Annotated in this window: 15 protein-coding genes; 5 read left to right on the top strand and 10 right to left on the bottom strand. The window is 42.4% G+C overall.

The window, feature by feature from the left end:
* Nucleotides 1-246: 246 nt before the first annotated feature.
* From L1D31_RS07165 to L1D31_RS07175, 3 genes are all read left to right on the top strand, one after another.
* Nucleotides 247-753 carry a cytolysin secretion protein gene (locus L1D31_RS07165; protein ID WP_239836411.1) on the top strand — a complete coding sequence of 169 codons (507 nt, stop codon included), beginning with the start codon at nucleotides 247-249 and terminating at the stop codon, nucleotides 751-753.
* A 1-nt stretch (nucleotide 754) separates the two neighbouring features.
* Entirely contained in the window at nucleotides 755-2,170 is a 1,416-nt protein-coding gene (locus L1D31_RS07170) for a leukocidin family pore-forming toxin (RefSeq protein WP_239836412.1), read from the top strand.
* A 361-nt stretch (nucleotides 2,171-2,531) separates the two neighbouring features.
* The gene (locus tag L1D31_RS07175) at nucleotides 2,532-2,714 is read left to right on the top strand and encodes a hypothetical protein (protein ID WP_239836413.1); all 183 of its coding nucleotides are present in this window, start codon (nucleotides 2,532-2,534) and stop codon (nucleotides 2,712-2,714) included.
* 204 nt (nucleotides 2,715-2,918) lie between these two features.
* On the opposite strand, the gene L1D31_RS07180 is transcribed toward L1D31_RS07175, so the two are convergent.
* The 3 genes from L1D31_RS07180 to matP form a co-directional block, all read right to left on the bottom strand.
* Nucleotides 2,919-4,163, bottom strand: a complete 1,245-nt coding sequence (locus L1D31_RS07180) for an HDOD domain-containing protein (protein WP_239836414.1) — start codon at nucleotides 4,161-4,163, stop codon at nucleotides 2,919-2,921.
* Nucleotides 4,164-4,275: 112 nt separating this feature from the next.
* On the bottom strand, nucleotides 4,276-4,587 hold the full coding sequence (locus L1D31_RS07185) for a DUF3634 family protein (RefSeq protein ID WP_239836415.1): 312 nt from the start codon (nucleotides 4,585-4,587) through the stop codon (nucleotides 4,276-4,278).
* A gap of 9 nt (nucleotides 4,588-4,596) precedes the next feature.
* Nucleotides 4,597-5,043 carry a macrodomain Ter protein MatP gene (gene matP / locus L1D31_RS07190; RefSeq protein WP_239836416.1) on the bottom strand — a complete coding sequence of 149 codons (447 nt, stop codon included), beginning with the start codon at nucleotides 5,041-5,043 and terminating at the stop codon, nucleotides 4,597-4,599.
* Between the two features lie 166 nt (nucleotides 5,044-5,209).
* Here matP and L1D31_RS07195 point away from each other — a divergent pair, with 166 nt between their 5' ends.
* Nucleotides 5,210-6,853: a Lon protease family protein gene (locus L1D31_RS07195; protein ID WP_239836417.1), complete on the top strand. Its 1,644-nt coding sequence runs from the start codon at nucleotides 5,210-5,212 to the stop codon at nucleotides 6,851-6,853.
* Between the two features lie 91 nt (nucleotides 6,854-6,944).
* Complete coding sequence (gene fabA / locus L1D31_RS07200; protein ID WP_004743352.1) at nucleotides 6,945-7,463, top strand: bifunctional 3-hydroxydecanoyl-ACP dehydratase/trans-2-decenoyl-ACP isomerase; 519 nt, start codon at nucleotides 6,945-6,947, stop codon at nucleotides 7,461-7,463.
* A gap of 138 nt (nucleotides 7,464-7,601) precedes the next feature.
* Here the strand turns inward: fabA and rmf are convergent, their stop codons facing one another.
* The 7 genes from rmf to pyrD all read right to left on the bottom strand — a co-directional run bounded on the left by rmf (nucleotide 7,602) and on the right by pyrD (nucleotide 16,054).
* Nucleotides 7,602-7,775: a ribosome modulation factor gene (gene rmf / locus L1D31_RS07205; RefSeq protein WP_006962151.1), complete on the bottom strand. Its 174-nt coding sequence runs from the start codon at nucleotides 7,773-7,775 to the stop codon at nucleotides 7,602-7,604.
* Between the two features lie 164 nt (nucleotides 7,776-7,939).
* Nucleotides 7,940-9,577: a DUF3466 family protein gene (locus tag L1D31_RS07210; protein ID WP_239836418.1), complete on the bottom strand. Its 1,638-nt coding sequence runs from the start codon at nucleotides 9,575-9,577 to the stop codon at nucleotides 7,940-7,942.
* Nucleotides 9,578-9,583: 6 nt separating this feature from the next.
* Nucleotides 9,584-11,500 carry an ABC transporter ATP-binding protein gene (locus L1D31_RS07215; protein WP_239836419.1) on the bottom strand — a complete coding sequence of 639 codons (1,917 nt, stop codon included), beginning with the start codon at nucleotides 11,498-11,500 and terminating at the stop codon, nucleotides 9,584-9,586.
* Nucleotides 11,478-11,720, bottom strand: coding sequence for a glutaredoxin family protein (locus L1D31_RS07220; protein ID WP_239836420.1), 243 nt, complete (start codon nucleotides 11,718-11,720; stop codon nucleotides 11,478-11,480). The genes L1D31_RS07215 and L1D31_RS07220 overlap by 23 nt, the downstream gene beginning before the upstream one ends.
* Nucleotides 11,721-11,731: 11 nt before the next feature.
* Nucleotides 11,732-13,855 carry a bifunctional 23S rRNA (guanine(2069)-N(7))-methyltransferase RlmK/23S rRNA (guanine(2445)-N(2))-methyltransferase RlmL gene (gene rlmKL / locus L1D31_RS07225; protein ID WP_239836421.1) on the bottom strand — a complete coding sequence of 708 codons (2,124 nt, stop codon included), beginning with the start codon at nucleotides 13,853-13,855 and terminating at the stop codon, nucleotides 11,732-11,734.
* Between the two features lie 462 nt (nucleotides 13,856-14,317).
* Complete coding sequence (locus L1D31_RS07230; protein ID WP_239836893.1) at nucleotides 14,318-14,869, bottom strand: cell division protein ZapC; 552 nt, start codon at nucleotides 14,867-14,869, stop codon at nucleotides 14,318-14,320.
* Between the two features lie 174 nt (nucleotides 14,870-15,043).
* A complete protein-coding gene (pyrD, locus tag L1D31_RS07235) occupies nucleotides 15,044-16,054 on the bottom strand; it encodes a quinone-dependent dihydroorotate dehydrogenase (protein WP_239836422.1) in 1,011 nt (336 codons plus the stop codon).
* Nucleotides 16,055-16,059: the final 5 nt, after the last annotated feature.

Raw genomic sequence — 16,059 nt, forward strand, 5'->3', positions numbered from 1 at the left:
TTTAAACTGAATTAATGTCACACTTTGTGCTGATTGATTAGTATAAGAATTCAATTAATTCACCTAAAAAATCTCTTTTCCACAATCCATTGATCGTGGTACTAAATAAAACACGGGGATTGATTTGGAATATAGCTTGATTCCAAGAGGTATTTATTCTCGTTCAAGGATGACAACAAAATATCATGGAAAGTTAACTAACGTTTAAATTGTTATTAAGTAATAACTCTTTACGAGGATTTTTGTATGCAAAATAACAGAACTAAAGTGTTAGGGACGCTTACCCTACTCTCTTCTTTGTTTGCTGCACATGCGTTTGCTGATATTCAGATACTTGGAAGTGAAAGTGAAATTTCTCAGTCAATTACTGAGCACTATCAGCAATCAACTCAGTTTTACAACGGACACTTGGCCAAGACCGATTTACTCTACATCAATGTAGGAACCGCATCTGATGATGATATAGCCCAGGCAAAATCTCATGTTGTGAAAGGTGATACAGTGGTTATCGACCTAAAACAAGTTTCCGGTGACGATGCAAAAATTGAGTTAAGCCAATCGTTAACAGGGCTTGGTAGTGACGCACCTGTAGTAGTCACTGGAATGTATCAAGGCGACAATATCATCAACTCTATTGTGGCGGACGTGCGTGATGAAAACGGTGAGCCAGTAAATAACCCATCGGCTGAATTAGAAAGCATTAATCAATCATTGGTTCATGCACTTGATCGCCTTGGTTTTGGAGGGGAGTAACATGAAAACTTCTACTATTTTCACTCTTTCCTTGCTTGCGGCTTCTGTCAATGCGTTTGCGGATGATTACGTTCCTGTAGTTGAGAAAGTCTACTACATCACTAGTTCCAAGCTGACGTGTAATTTGTATACCAGTAAAGATTTCGATACGAAACGAGATTGGTGTAACGCGGGGGCCTCGGTTGATATTCGCGTTAACGTATCCCAGATGCGTTCGGTTCAGTCTTCAACTTCACAAGGTTTTACACCTGACGCTAAGATCGTGCGCTTTACTGTTGAAGCGGATAAACCTGGCACAGGCTTCCACCTCGTCGATGACCTTCAACAGGATCACAGTTGGTTCCAAAGCTGGGCGAATCGACGTACATATATAGGTCCATTTGCAAGCAGTTACGAGCTATGGGTAAAACCAGTTTCAGGTTACGTCCCAAAGAAAGTCAGCGACTTTCCTCATAACGAAAATAAGAATTATCAGCATCGTGATACACATGGCTACTCTATCGGTATTAATGGCTCCGCTGGTGCGGAGGTTGGCAAAGATGGCCCTAAAGTCAGCGCAGAAGTCAGTGGTTCATTCAGCTATAAGAATGAAAAAACATTGGTGTTTGATACCAAAGACTATCGTGTAAACAACCGTTCTTCACTCAGTGATTTTGAGGTTGCTTTTGAGCGTGAGTTTGATGAGTGTCAAGAGTTACGCCGTGAAGAACTAGGCTGCTACTTTACATCTGCGCACTGGGGAAGCGGATGGGTATTCGATAAATCGAAATTCAACCCAATCTCTTACGCTAACTTCAAACCTAACTACGACGTCATCTACGAAGCTCCAGTCTCTCAGACAGGAACTACGGATTTTGAAATCGGTGCGAAGTTTATTGCTAAAGCACGCTATGGCGACGTTATTCCATCGGCACTCTTCTCCGTCTATGGACCTGGCGGCTGGGCAACAACAGGTTGGTCCATTCCGCGTACAGTTCGTATAGACTGGAGTCACCCACTGTTTGAAGCTGAGGCACACGTGACCTTGCAGTCGTTAAGCAACAACGACTTGTGCCTAGACGTTTATGGTACCAACGGCGATAAAGAAGCCGAGGGTGGTCAAGTGGATGGCTGGAGCTGTCACGGAAGTTGGAATCAGACTTGGGGCCTAGATAGTAATGAGCGTTACCGCAGCCGTGTTGCACCAGATCGTTGTCTGACGGTTTCTGATGATAAGAACCTAACCGTTGAGTCATGCAGCTCTAACCTTGCTCAAAAATGGTTCTGGGAAGGTGACAAGCTGATAAGTCGCTACGTCGATGGTACCAATAAACGTTATGTGCTTAACATTCTAGACGGTCGTAACGTTGGAGTAACGCCTGAAGATCAAGCAACACACGCGAGATGGAAACCAACACTACAAAAAATCAAACTGTAATTTTGTAATGAAGCTAAAACGGAAGACACTGTCTTCCGTTTTTATTTGGAAACACTCTTTTTAGACAGAGAAGCTCGGATAGAAAACCACTCTAACTTGGCTGATTAATAGTTAGCCTGTTCCAGATGTTTGTTCAAATCGTCGCTTTGATTACACAAAAAACCGAGGACTGGGATCGTTCGTAATAGTACGTTTCTCTTATATCTATAATTAATTTCAAGCCAAATAGCGGTGCGATTCTTGTGCCACAAAATTAGGTGGCAGAAGTTAATCTTATGTTTCATTTTTAGCAGGTGCATAACTTAAACGGCCCTATTATTGTTATCAGTAGGTTTACAAACCGTTACATAGTGAGGGCCAGATGAAAGTACTAATCCAATATACTCAAACCGGTAAATATCGCGATCACGCTTGGGAAGCCTATATTCTTAGAGCTAAAGGCGATATTCATGCGGTCACTCCTTCTTACGCAGCACAGCTCATAAAGCAAAATAAAGCCAACTTGTTCACCACAGAAGATTCTGACATCGTCATTGCGCCATAATAGAAAAGTTCTCAACGATTACGCTGAGAACTTCTTTTTGTTTGATTTACAGAAAAGTGCTTATCATCAGTCAATATAGGCGGCCCTTTATTGGTAGGAGTATGAGTTCAACTATGATGAAGTTGGCGATTATCGTTATGATCTTGATAATATTTTGATATTAAAATATTTAGTTATAGTGCGTTAAATGGTGCTCATCTTAACTCAGACACTCAAGTCAATACGACCAGGATTACAATTACGAATAGCTTTTAATGCCTCTGGTGGCATCTGAACGTTGGCGAACCAAAATGGCTTATGCTTATTAACAAAAACACTACTACGATCAAGCGCATCATATATTGAATAGGCTTGAGCTTGGGCTAAAGCAACCCCGTAAGGGCTTCGCTCTAATATGGGAATGTCATCTAAATCTTCTAGTAAAGCATTCTTTAGATGTATATTTCTGGGTGACCACTCAATATGCTCTACCACTTTACGTGTTAGTAAACTTTCTAAACCAAGAATAACGTCTGGAAGCACACTCATAATGGGTTTAATCTCCGCGCAAGCGTAATATTCTTCACGACGATTCTTATCACGATAGAACTGCATTCGTTCTACTAAGGTATCTTCGAACATCATCGGAAAGTTGTTAACAATAGCAAACTGGCTAATAGTCCGTAAAATGCCGATTGCTATTCCCTGCTCAGGTGATTTTACCCCTGCTTCCTCTAGACGAATACGAGTAACATTTGCTGTCAAAATCATATGTTGCCAAAGTTTTGGAGCTATCAGCTTAGTGGTTGGTTCATCCCAACGTAGCAAAGGCTTAACCATTAAGATTGGAAACAAAACACGACTGTTATCAATACCAAGCAAGCCTATTGCCATCTTCGTGTCAGTGAAACTTCTTACCGTCTTACCCAAGCGAGCACAAAATTTGGGATTCCTGCATAGTTCGAAAAGATTATTCTTTAATTGATTGTCGTTGACGGCTAAAACATCGAGCTTGCTATAACTGACTGAGGGCGAATACGCGATGCTTAAAAAATAAGAAAAGTCGGGGAAACGCCCGAATAACTTTAACACCTCTAGCTCCGCAAGCTTTTCTATCATTCCTTCTGTCGCTAACTTAGAAATGTCCCCTATGACACTCTCATGTATCTTCTGCCTTGCTTCTGCAGCTTGGCGCCTCTCCTCGACTTTACTACTTTCACATTCCAGTAGGAGGCGCTGGTTTTTCATTACTCGCTCTTTTTCATTGAGAATCACTGTGTCGCAAAACTCGCTCTGCCGACTGAGCACTGAATCAACGTCTGACTGATCAAGCACATACTTAATACTAACAAGCCATTTGGCGTAACGTTCTCTGGTTGATGCAGCTATTGCTCCAGCCAGCTGATTTGCTTCTTCATTGTATTTTTTGTTGGTAAGTAGCAAACAGAAATACCCCATGGGAAGAATCATTATTTAACATTAGCACAAACAATTACACCTAAGAGTGCAGACTAAAAACCTAATAGCAAAAGCCCCAGTGATTGATGCCAATCACTGGGGCTTAGGTATAAATGATGTTCTGTTAATGCGCTTTTTTCTTACCTTTGGACTGAAAACCTTGATGAGGGAACACATTTCTTATCCGCTGCTGGATCTTCTTCGGAACTTGTTTAGAGAAGACAAGTTTCATTCCTGTCCGTTGCTGATAGACTTTAAATTCGCCATCGAAAGGATCGCGCTCAGCAATATCGAGAACATTATGGCGAAAAGTAGGAGGAAAGTGACCTTTTTCCTTAGTGATCTGCCCCAACTTAAATTGGACTCGCAAGACTGGTCTATCAACAGCTACCAGCCAAAAGATAACAATGGCCGCCACTAAAATTACATAAAGCATATCTACTCCTTAATCTAGTAACTTACTCAGATCCTCTTTGAGAGAGTTGACTGCTCTGCTTGCCTTTTCACTTCTAGAGGCCTCCGAAAGCAGATATTCAATGGCATCAGACAAAGTACAGCCAAGTTCATTTGCCCGCATTGACAGCTTTTCCCAAACTCGATAGTCCAAGTCAATTGACTTCTTCTTGGTGTGTATCTGTTCGGCATTAAAATGGCGCTTACGCTTTGCTCGAATGGCTTGTTTGAGTTTATTGTCTAACTCAAGAGACATGTGAAGTTCTATCCACTCCAGAACTTTTGTTGGCTCATGCTCAAGGTTACGCAACTCATTCACCGCAGCCTCAGCTTCACTAGTGTCAACGTGACGAGTGATCTCCTCACCGTTTTTCCATTTACTAATGAGATAATTCCACTTCCAACCACATTCTAAATTTTCAAGCTGTTGATATTTCATTGTAAGCAGTTCCATTGAATTTGGGTGACAGCGTAACTCAGCGTCACTATAGATACAATCTTTATTGTAGAAAAATCGACCTAGATCATCACATTAAATTGGCTATGTCATACTTAGCGGTTTTTCTATATAATTTCTGACCTTTTCAAGCACATGAATACTGTCGATGAACCAAGAAAGCTGGCATGCCGTCACACCGCAATACTCCCATTATGACGATGTTATATCGCAATTTGAAAGCCTACCCCATGTTAGCTTTCTCGATGTTCAACCTCGATTAAAGCAAGCCTTGTCAACCTTTGCTGAGATTAAAGGCTTTTCCAGAATTCTCGTAATCAATTCACCTGATAATGCTTTCTACCGCACAAGTATTAAAAACGGTTTATCTTCGTTATCTAACAGCCCCATTATTTCATCTGAAAGCATTAATATAAACGAGTTGCTTGGCACTTATTCATGTAACAAGATTGGTGAAATTGTTTCACAAAAACAAGGTCTTTTAGAAAAAGCAAACGGCGGTTATCTTGTAGTATCGGCGAATATTCTTCTGGCGAATCCAAGTAGTTGGCCAATGCTTAAATCTGTCTTTCTTGGCGAACAGGTTAGCCCAGTCAACGTCACACCAAGCAACATTGCAAACGACTGCCCTATTTCAGCTTACAACGTTAAACTCATTGTCGTAGGCAATAGAGATCAGATCGCTGATTTAGAGTACTTGGATGGTGAACTCTATAATGGCTTGGCTTCTTATACCGAGATCGAACACGAAATCACATTAAGTGAACAATCTATCAGACCGTATTTAGGGTATCTGTCTTCCTTGCTAAAGGAATACGGTTTGCCATCGCTTTCTGCAGCATCTATTCATCGCCTAATGGTCGCTGGTGCAAGGTATACCGAAGATCAACGCTATATGCCGATTGAACCACTGTGGTATCTCTCGCTCTTTCAAGAAGCATCCCTCTACTCCGATGGGCAAAAAATTAGTGAAAGCGCACTAGATAAAGCTATAGAAGCAAAATATCAGCGTGAGTCATATCTTCCGGAGCGTGCATTATCTGATATCTTAGATGGTCAAGTGATTATTGAAACTCAGGGTGAGTGTATTGGCCAAGTAAATGGTCTGACAGTCATCGATGTTTCAGGTCATCCTCTTCCTTACGGTGAGCCCGCACGAATTTCATGTGTTATTCATTTTGGTGATGGCGATATTTCCGATGTTGAACGCAAAGCTGAACTAGGTGGCAACCTTCACGCAAAAGGTATGATGATTATGCAAGCTTTCGTTTCGAGTGCGCTTCAATTGGATGAACCTCTCCCATATTCAGCTTCGGTCGTTTTTGAGCAATCTTATTGTGAAGTTGATGGCGACAGCGCAACGCTCGCTGAGTTGTGCTCTTTTGTCAGTGCACTCTCGGCATATCCAATAAATCAACAAATAGCCGTTACTGGTGCCGTAGATCAATTTGGACGAGTGCAAGCAGTCGGTGGCCTTAACGAGAAGATTGAAGGTTTCTACCATGTTTGTAAACACCAAGGCCTCACTGGCCAACAAGGGGTAATTTTACCCAAAACGAATCTAAAACATTTAGCCCTTCATAAAGATGTAGTAGAAAGCATTAAGAATGATGAGTTCCATATTTGGTCGGTGGAAACGGTTGATGAAGCTATTCCTATCATTATGGGTAAACCATTCCGTGGAGATGATGAAACTAGCGTGATTCATAAAATTGCGGAACGAATTGATAACTATGAAAAACATGAACATCCACAGGGAATTGTGGAACGCATCAAAAACTGGTTCTCTTAGAGCAAAGATTAGTCACATTTAGACTGATCGGAGTTGTTTAGCGTACACGTGTTCACTAACATGCTGCTATCAAAATTTGGAGTAATTGATAATGCAAAACAAACGTGATTCTTATAACCGCGAAGATCTATTAGCTTCTAGCCAAGGTGAGCTATTTGGCCCAGGTTACCCCCAGCTACCTGCACCTAACATGCTAATGATGGACCGCGTCACTAAGATGTCTGAAACTGAAGGTGATTTCGGTAAAGGTCTAATTCTAGCAGAACTCGATATTACTCCTGATCTCTGGTTCTTCGATTGTCACTTCCCTGGTGACCCAGTGATGCCTGGCTGTCTAGGCCTTGATGCGATGTGGCAACTTGTTGGCTTCTTCCTTGGTTGGGTTGGTGGCAAAGGTAAAGGCCGAGCTCTAGGTGTGGGTGAAGTGAAATTCACTGGTCAAATCCTACCTACTGCAAAGAAAGTTACTTATGAAATTCATATGAAACGAGTTGTTAACCGTAAGCTTGTAATGGGTCTAGCTGATGGCCGCGTTCTTGTAGATGGAAAAGAAATCTACGTAGCGAAAGACCTTAAAGTAGGCCTTTTCCAAGATACATCTGCGTTTTAAGCAAGTCTTTTGTAAGCGACTCAATCGAGTCGCTTTTTTGTTGTCAATGCATTTAGTTATAGTGCGTTATAAATGCAAACAAAAGCCCCGAATTTTCGGGGCTTTTGTGTTCCTTATGTCGTATGTGGATTGAGTCTGTTATTTGTAGAGACCAGAGTGTTTGTCTTCCCTGGCATCGCGCCAACCACCGAGCCAATAAGATCGAGCATCCATCTGTTGATATGGACATGAGTCCGTTGAGCGGCCATTTAAGCCTGCTTTGTAGCCTTGAGATTGAGCTCTTTCTAAGCGGTCACGCTTTTGTCTCTTCATAGTGTCGTCCTCATACATAAAGTTTTTCTAACGTACTACTATTAACTTTTTGTGGAGCTTTTATGACTCCACCATTAAGAATCGATCAAAATCTGGTCTTTCTCAAGGCATAAAAAAAGCACAGGCTCAAAAATGTGAACCTGTGCCCTAGATGAAAATTTAATCTATTTTCTACGGAACCCTAAGAAAGCAAGTAGAGTCAGAGCTAAGAAACCAAGCGAAGATCCTTTGCGCTCGACTGTCTCAGTGCGGAAACTTCTCGCTTGAATATCATCTTTTCCACTTCCAGTAATAGGCACTAGTTTAACCGCGACCACCTTTTCAACATTAATAGCACCACCTTGACAGTATGAATCGACTTCAGTGGTGTCGTAACCATTTGTACATTTAAGCGCAGTAGCAGCAATGACACCTGCATCATTGATATCTGCTGCATCAATAATTCGGTATTGGTTATTATTTGAGGAAACAGAACCATCGTTAGTGAGGTCATCTAGAATCCAAGCTTTGCTATTAAATATAGATGAACGACGTGTAGAATTTGTGTCAGTAGCGTTGAGGGGATTTATAAATGCTCGCTTAGCTCGCTCCACTCCATCGACTTCAGCCGAGCTACTGATATCAACGCTACCGACCACTTCATTAAAGTTGTTGATCCCGCCCATGGTTCCACCAGCTCCATCAAAGAAGATTCCACCGCTAAAGTAGGTGGCTGTAGGTGAGCTTGTCACATCAGCAATATAAAACAGCCTATTTGAAGCAGCGCGATTCTCTGGCTTATCACCCGCTCGCTTTGCACTACCAACTGCAACAAGATTCGTATTGATTGATGAAACGACTGAATTGCTATAGATATAGTCATCACCGCTTTCTGTCCCTGAAACCTGAACACCAGTGGTATTTATCAGATCTGAAACATCCCGAGAGAACACAGTTGCATCCATTCGTTGGTCTGAATATGTGTTGTAACCTACACCGTAAAAGGTTGTACCTTTCACTATAAAATCTCTGATACTTCCCTGGCCTAAAACATCAGAGTCAATGGTTGTCCCACCATTACCAAAGCCTAACTCTATCGCATTGGCACCATCCCAAATGGCAGCTTGAGAATAAAAGTGTGACCCATTAGTATTATCTTGTTTACGAGAAATACTACCAACGGTATAGGTACCATCCGTTTTCCAAGCACGTGTTTGCACTACAGTTGGGGCATCTGACGGTATAGTTAAATCCGAAGCACCAACAAATGCCACATTTCTTGTACTGTCATCACGTTTATTACCAACCGGATCCGTTCCATCTAGACTATTAATAACTGCGTTGGTTGTCGAAACTGCCGCCGTTTCCCCCTCGACAAAAGCAATCGAATTTAAATAGGTGCTCGATAGCTCTTTAACATAGCCATTCCATTCATCTGTAGACCAAGTGTCACAATCTGCATAACGAAGCTGAGCATTACAATAGCTTTCAAAATCAGCTTGATCATCCACGTAGTTAAAAGCATTATCCATCGCAAACGGAACTTCTTCTCGGTAGCTAATGCCTTCTTTCCAGTTGCGTGTTTCTGCAGCAATTTTGAAATCAGAATCTGCACAAGTGCCACCAAAACACCCTAATGTCGGATCGGGACCTGCCCCTTGCTCAACCGCTGTTCCGTAATATTCCGTGGTATATCCACCAAGACCGTATGTATCGTTAAGAGACTCATCAATCTCAACAACTTTATATATAGCGGCATTCACCCCAAAAGATGTGGCTACAGCCAATGTAACGGATGATAGTTTAAAGATTTTACTACTCATTGTTTGTTAACTTTCCTGTTGCATTGCTTCGAGTTCTTCCCAACGCTCGAAAGCAATTTCAAGTTCCTGCTCTACGGCAGAAAGCTTATCTAAAATCGGTTGTGTCTGCTCTACTGGTTGAGAGAAGAAATCAGGATCATTGACCTGCTCTTGCAGCGATTCCAACTCAGCTTCCAGTGCTTCAAGTTTTGCCGGCAGTGCTTCTAATTCACGCTGCAGTTTATAGGATAACTTCTTCGGCTTACTCTTTACAGACACTGTTTTGGGAGGTGCCTCAACCTGTTTCTCAGCCTTGTTCAGTTTTTCGACCGTACGAGCTTTCTTTGTTTGTTCACGTTGCTGCTGAGCATCATGGTAACCGCCAACAAACTCTTCTATTCTACCTTCACCTTCAAAGATCCAACTCGTCATAACTGTGTTATCTACAAATTGTCGATCGTGGCTTACAAGCAGCAACGTGCCCTGATAATTGGCAAGTAAATCTTCCAAAAGTTCCAACGTTTCGATATCTAAGTCGTTGGTTGGTTCATCTAAAACTAATAAGTTGTTTGGTTTTAGCAAGATACGAGCAAGTAATAAACGGTTTTTTTCGCCACCGGATAGCGCTTTCACTGGCGTCCGCGCTCGCTTAGGTGCAAATAAGAAGTCCTGAAGATAACTCAAGGCATGGCGCTGACGACCACCTACCATCACTTCTTGTTTCCCATCAGCAAGGTTATCGATAACAGACTTCTCAGGATCGAGCATTTCTCGGTATTGATCGAAATAAGCTACTTCCAACTTGGTCCCACAATGAAGTCGCCCCGAATCAGGTTGAAGATCACCAAGTAATAACTTAAGTAAGGTGCTCTTACCGCAGCCATTAGGTCCAATCAAGGCAATGCGGTCTCCACGCATGATATTGAAAGAAAAGTCCTTCACTATCGGCTTGCCATCAATATTGAAGTTGATACTTTCCGCTTCGAAAACGATCTTTCCAGAACGAGCCGCGTCGTCAACCTGAATATTGGCTTTGCCCTGCACTTCACGACGATCTTTACGCTCTTCACGGAGCTTCTTCAGGGCTCTAACTCGCCCTTCATTGCGGGTTCTTCGAGCTTTAATACCTTGACGTATCCACACTTCTTCCTGAGCGAGTTTTTTATCAAACTCCGCATTTTGCATCTCTTCGACACGCAGCATTTCTTCTTTATCAACGAGGTAATTGTCGTAGTTACCTGGGAATGAGGCTAATTTACCGCGATCAAGATCGACAATACGAGTCGCCATGGACTTAATAAAGGCTCGGTCGTGAGAAATAAAGATAATTGAGCCGCGAAAATCTTTCAGGAAGTTCTCTAGCCATTCGATCGTCGTCACGTCTAGATGGTTAGTCGGCTCGTCGAGCAGCAAAACATCAGGGTCTCGTACTAAAGCTCTGGCCAACGCAGCCTTACGCTGCCATCCACCAGATAGATCCGTCAGCTTTGTATGCCCGTCAAGCTTCAACGCACCAAGAACATTTTTAATCCGATCTTCGAAACGCCAAGCACCTGAATGCTCAAGTTGTTCTTGAATCCGTGCAAGTTTATTAATGTTCTGCTCTGTTGGCTGAGTGGCAATCAGATCGAGCTGATCTTGGTAGATCTTTAAATGTTCCCCGATTTCCGCTAGCCCACCAGCCACATAGTCAAAAACCGTTCCTTCTTGATTACGTGGTGGATCTTGCTCAAGGCGAGACACAACGACATCTTGAGTCACCGTCAGTTTGCCGTCATCCAAAGTTACTTCGCCGGCAAGAACTTTCATTAATGTCGATTTACCCGCTCCATTGCGACCGACTAGACAGACACGTTCATTTTCTTGAAGCGCAAAGTCTGCATTATCAAATAGCGGGTGATCACCGTATGCCAGCAATCCATTATTTATGGTAAGTAATGCCATTTTGTTCCAACCAATGTTGTAATTCTTGTAAATCAAATGGCCAGCTCAACTCTTCACCGTTGATATTAAGAACGGGAATAGTGACGCCGTAACGAGAAAATAGCTCATCATCGAATGCAATATCGACAATCTCTACGTCCTGGCTGACCTTTGCTTGTTGGCAAAGGTCATAGGCCATCTCACAGAGATGGCACCCTTCTGTACTGTAAAGTGTGATCAAATCTTGGCCTACTATTCTGTGTGAGTCACAATCCAGCAGTTGTGAATATGTTTATTGCGAGAAAAGTCTAACGGCAAAGTTTGACTCGATATATTTTTCGCATTGAGATTCAATTCACTCATCGCTTCCATGTCCATTTTGAACTGGCGTTTATTGTTCGAGAATACTATGGTGCCACCTGGACGTAGCAGTCGCTTCAGATTTTTCATCAGCTGAATATGGTCTCTTTGAACATCAAAACTTTGCTGCATCCTCTTCGAGTTAGAGAACGTCGGAGGATCAATAAAAATTAGGTCAAACTGTGAATTTGAACTTTCTAGCCACTGCAAGCAGTCTGCCTGTTCAAATTTGTGCTGCCTCCCTACCTGACCATTAAGCTTCATGTTTTCTTTAGCCCACTCAAGATAGGTATTAGACATATCCACTGTTGTTGTCGATTTCGCACCACCACAGGCCGCATGAACAGTACCTGAACCTGTGTAAGCAAACAAGTTCAAGAAGTCTTTACCTTTGGCCATTTCACCCAACTTGCGACGAGTAAGCTTATGATCAAGGAACAAGCCCGTATCGAGGTAGTCATGCAGATTGACAATCAAATTAACACCATATTCGTTAACATGCATGGTTTCAGATTCTTGGGAGAGTTTTTGATACTGTGAGCGTCCCTTTTGCTTCTCTCGGACCTTAAGCACAACCTTATTTGCTTCCGTACCAGTCACTTGAATTGCTGCACGAATGATATCCGTTAAACGGCGCTTAGCCTTCTCTTCTGGGATATTCTTTGGCGCCGCGTATTCTTGGATCACAAGGTGATCAAGGTAAACATCAATCGCAACATTGTATTCTGGCAAGTCTGCATCATAGATTCGGTAGCAATCGAGCTTTTCTTTACGCGCCCATTTACCAATTTTGGCAATGTTCTTCTTCACGCGGTTAGAAAAATCTGGGGCAATTAGTGACATTGTGACATTGTCACCTATATTCTCAACTGGGCGATCACTAATTGAGTAGTTCTTCTGGTGACACGGTAACGCGCCGTTATTCAGTTTGAACTGTTTATCTGCACGCATGCGCAAACAGCTTAAAAGCTCGTCAGAACTAGAGAATATAGATGCTTGGCAGCCACCAAATTCAGATTTTAGCTGGGCACCAAATGCGGTGTACAGAGCAATTAGGCCTGGATGCGTCCCTAAACGCTCACCATATGGCGGGTTTGAAACAATAACGCCTGCTGCAAACTCTTTAGGACGTTTAACTTGAGCGGCATCGCCAAGATTAAATTCAATCAGAGCATCAACACCTGCTCGACGGGCGTTGTCTTTTGCCGTTTTAAGTACTTTTGCATCGTTGTCAAAGCCGAAAAACTTAGTGTCAACTTTTTTGACGCCCTTTCTCGCCTGTACTGCTGCTTCCGATTTAATCTCAGCCCAAAGCTCAGGTTCAAAGTCTTCTAATGACTCAAAGCCCCATTTTTCACGATTGACGCCTGGTGCCATGTTCGCCGCCATCATGGCTGCTTCAATCAATAGCGTGCCTGAACCACACATAGGGTCTAACAGAGGCTTATCAGCACTCCAGCCACTACGTAGAATAATGGCGGCAGCTAGTGTTTCGCGAAGTGGCGCACGACCAGACTCAGGACGATAACCACGTTGGTGCAGGCCGCCCCCCACCATATCCACGCCAAGAATCGCTTTATCGCGATGCAGGCGAACATGGATACGAAGATCTGAACGATCTTTACTGATCGACGGTCTTGGCAAGTTCTTTTTCTCGAAACTATCCACTACGGCATCTTTCACTTTCATTGCGCCGTATTGGCTATTGCGGATTTCTCGGTTAGTACCATTGAAATCAACAACAAACATCTTCGAACTATGGAATTGGTTTACCCAGTTCACTGAAGAGGTTGCTAGATAGAGATCCATATCATCGTTACAAGTGAACTCGGATAACACACGGACGAAACGCGACGCTAAGCGGCTCCATAAGCAACAACGATAAATCTGCTCATTTGATGCTTTAAAGCGTACCCCTGCTTGAACAGGTTTGGCATTAGTGATCCCTAGCTTAGTTAACTCTTCAACCAACAAGTTTTCCAAACCGTTGGACGTAACCGCAAGATATTGATGCATAGTGTTTTTAAATTCTTGATAAATGACCCTTCATTATACCTGTCCCATAACAATTTCGTTAGCCCAATCCGAGTCAATCTCCCACTCAATTCACTTGATTGAGCAAAACATCATCAATGTTGATTTGATCCATAAATTCCAAAGTACTCATTAGTGTCTTTTCAATTTCCTACCTATCTTTTGGCTTAAGGTGATAGTGAATGCTTATTCACGGCAAATATGGACTATACCAATTCATGTTTAATGTGTAATAAAGTTTCATTTTTGGGCTAATTGGGGAATAAGTAACAACTCGCAGCTCTGCTATCATCAATAATAGGAATATTTTATTGATAGTTAAATCGAAAATTTATGGGTTAATTACGGCTGCACCCTCTCAATACACGAAAATGTAGAGGAGCGAGCAGGCAAAAAAAAGTCGGCACACAGGCCGACGGGGAAATGAAACAAAGGAACGAATGGTTAGCTGACCAGAGCCATGGGCTGTGTCTGACCAGCGAAAAGATGGTTAATATTAGCCATACGGTCATGCATCACTTTTATTGCCTGACCGAATGCGAGAGATTTCACGCCATTAAGAACAAAGGCGTCCAAATTAATAGATGCGCATAGACTTGCGTTATCTCCTACTTCCAGGACCAGGAAGCATCCATCACTGTAGCTATTAGATAACTGGACAAAGTCCCCTTCTTTAGGAGTATCAAGACCATTCGAGAGACAATCAAAAAACCAGCTCTTGGGCTGTACTGGTTTATGGAAACGCTTGGCAGCAACACAGTAAAGTGCAAGTTCTGCTTGGCGAGGTTCTGAAAGGTCTAAATGGGCGATTTGCTCTTTATAGGTTTGATAAGCAGATGCGTCATCAACGGAGAACTCATTCACACCTATTGCACAATCTACAATCAACTTTTTGGAAAGATTTGTCTTGAATACCATATCATCACCCAGATCCAGCATTAGGTGCTGCTCTGCGTCATCATAGTACCAAGTCCATTTGTCACTCGGTTTAAGCATCATTCCAATCTCGTGTAAAAGTTAATTCAGGTAAAACACTCAATTACCTTCCCATACATTTACCGAAATTCTATTCGCTAATAAGCAAAAAAAAAGAGGAAATGATAAATCATCCCCTCTTCAGAAACCGAGTAATTTCAAACTATTTTCTCGTGTGACAATGTCACTAATAGATTATAGGTTTTTAACAATATCTCTGACAAGTGCGGGCCCGTGATAGATGAAACCAGAGTAAACTTGTACAAGTTGCGCTCCAGCCATCATCTTTTCTTTTGCAGCCACGTACGAATCAATGCCACCTACCCCTATGACGGGAATTTGCTCTCCCAACTCTTCATGCAAACGACGTACAACTTCCGTGCTACGAGATTGAACTGGTCGGCCACTTAAACCTCCCGCTTCATTTGCGTGCTTCATACCTTCGACAATACTGCGATCCAATGTCGTATTGGTTGCAATAACACCATCGATTTTATTCTTCAGTAAAGAATCACAAATTTGGCTGATCTCATCGTTACTGAGGTCTGGTGCAATCTTTAGTGCAAGCGGAACATATTTATTGTGTTTCTCAGCTAACTCGGCCTGCTTTACTTTTAATTCGGAAAGCAACTCATCTAGAGCCTCACCATATTGAAGTGAGCGTAATCCAGGAGTATTAGGCGATGAGATATTTACCGCGATGTAACCTGCGTGCTCATACACTTTTTCCATACAGATTAGGTAATCTTCGGCACCCTTTTCAATTGGTGTATCTTTGTTCTTACCGATATTGATACCAAGCACACAATCGAAGTTTGCTTTCTTCACATTATCAACTAGATTATCGACACCTAAGTTGTTAAAACCCATTCGGTTGATAATACCTTCCGCTTCCACCAACCGGAAAAGACGCGGCTTGTCATTACCAGCTTGTGGTCTTGGTGTTACAGTTCCAACTTCAACAAAACCAAAGCCCATCGCATCAAAAGCCTCTATGCATTCACCATTTTTATCCAAGCCAGCGGCAAGGCCAACAGGATTACGAAAAGTGAGACCCATACATTCAACAGGACGATTTGGAAGTTGTTGACGATAAAGAAGATCGAGAGGTGTTCCTGTGAAACGTTTGAAGTTTTGAATTGCGAGATCATGTGCCTTTTCGGCATCAAGTTGAAAAAAGCCAGCTCTGGCTAGACGGTAAAGCATTTTGC

Origin of the sequence: Vibrio sp. Isolate23, from assembly GCF_022398095.1 — a bacterium.
Taxonomy (GTDB): domain Bacteria; phylum Pseudomonadota; class Gammaproteobacteria; order Enterobacterales; family Vibrionaceae; genus Vibrio; species Vibrio coralliilyticus_A.

Excerpts from the sequence above, each read along its gene's own strand:
- matP (WP_239836416.1), bottom strand. The coding sequence starts at position 5,043 with ATGAAATATCAACAGCTTGAAAATTTAGAATGTGGTTGGAAGTGGAAT.
- rmf (WP_006962151.1), bottom strand. The coding sequence starts at position 7,775 with ATGAAGAGACAAAAGCGTGACCGCTTAGAAAGAGCTCAATCTCAAGGC.
- rlmKL (WP_239836421.1), bottom strand. The coding sequence starts at position 13,855 with ATGCATCAATATCTTGCGGTTACGTCCAACGGTTTGGAAAACTTGTTG.
- L1D31_RS07175 (WP_239836413.1), top strand. The coding sequence starts at position 2,532 with ATGAAAGTACTAATCCAATATACTCAAACCGGTAAATATCGCGATCAC.
- L1D31_RS07195 (WP_239836417.1), top strand. The coding sequence starts at position 5,210 with ATGAACCAAGAAAGCTGGCATGCCGTCACACCGCAATACTCCCATTAT.
- L1D31_RS07180 (WP_239836414.1), bottom strand. The coding sequence starts at position 4,163 with ATGATTCTTCCCATGGGGTATTTCTGTTTGCTACTTACCAACAAAAAA.
- L1D31_RS07230 (WP_239836893.1), bottom strand. The coding sequence starts at position 14,869 with ATGCTTAAACCGAGTGACAAATGGACTTGGTACTATGATGACGCAGAG.
- L1D31_RS07170 (WP_239836412.1), top strand. The coding sequence starts at position 755 with ATGAAAACTTCTACTATTTTCACTCTTTCCTTGCTTGCGGCTTCTGTC.
- L1D31_RS07215 (WP_239836419.1), bottom strand. The coding sequence starts at position 11,500 with ATGGCATTACTTACCATAAATAATGGATTGCTGGCATACGGTGATCAC.
- pyrD (WP_239836422.1), bottom strand. The coding sequence starts at position 16,054 with ATGCTTTACCGTCTAGCCAGAGCTGGCTTTTTTCAACTTGATGCCGAA.
- L1D31_RS07210 (WP_239836418.1), bottom strand. The coding sequence starts at position 9,577 with ATGAGTAGTAAAATCTTTAAACTATCATCCGTTACATTGGCTGTAGCC.
- L1D31_RS07185 (WP_239836415.1), bottom strand. The coding sequence starts at position 4,587 with ATGCTTTATGTAATTTTAGTGGCGGCCATTGTTATCTTTTGGCTGGTA.
- L1D31_RS07165 (WP_239836411.1), top strand. The coding sequence starts at position 247 with ATGCAAAATAACAGAACTAAAGTGTTAGGGACGCTTACCCTACTCTCT.
- fabA (WP_004743352.1), top strand. The coding sequence starts at position 6,945 with ATGCAAAACAAACGTGATTCTTATAACCGCGAAGATCTATTAGCTTCT.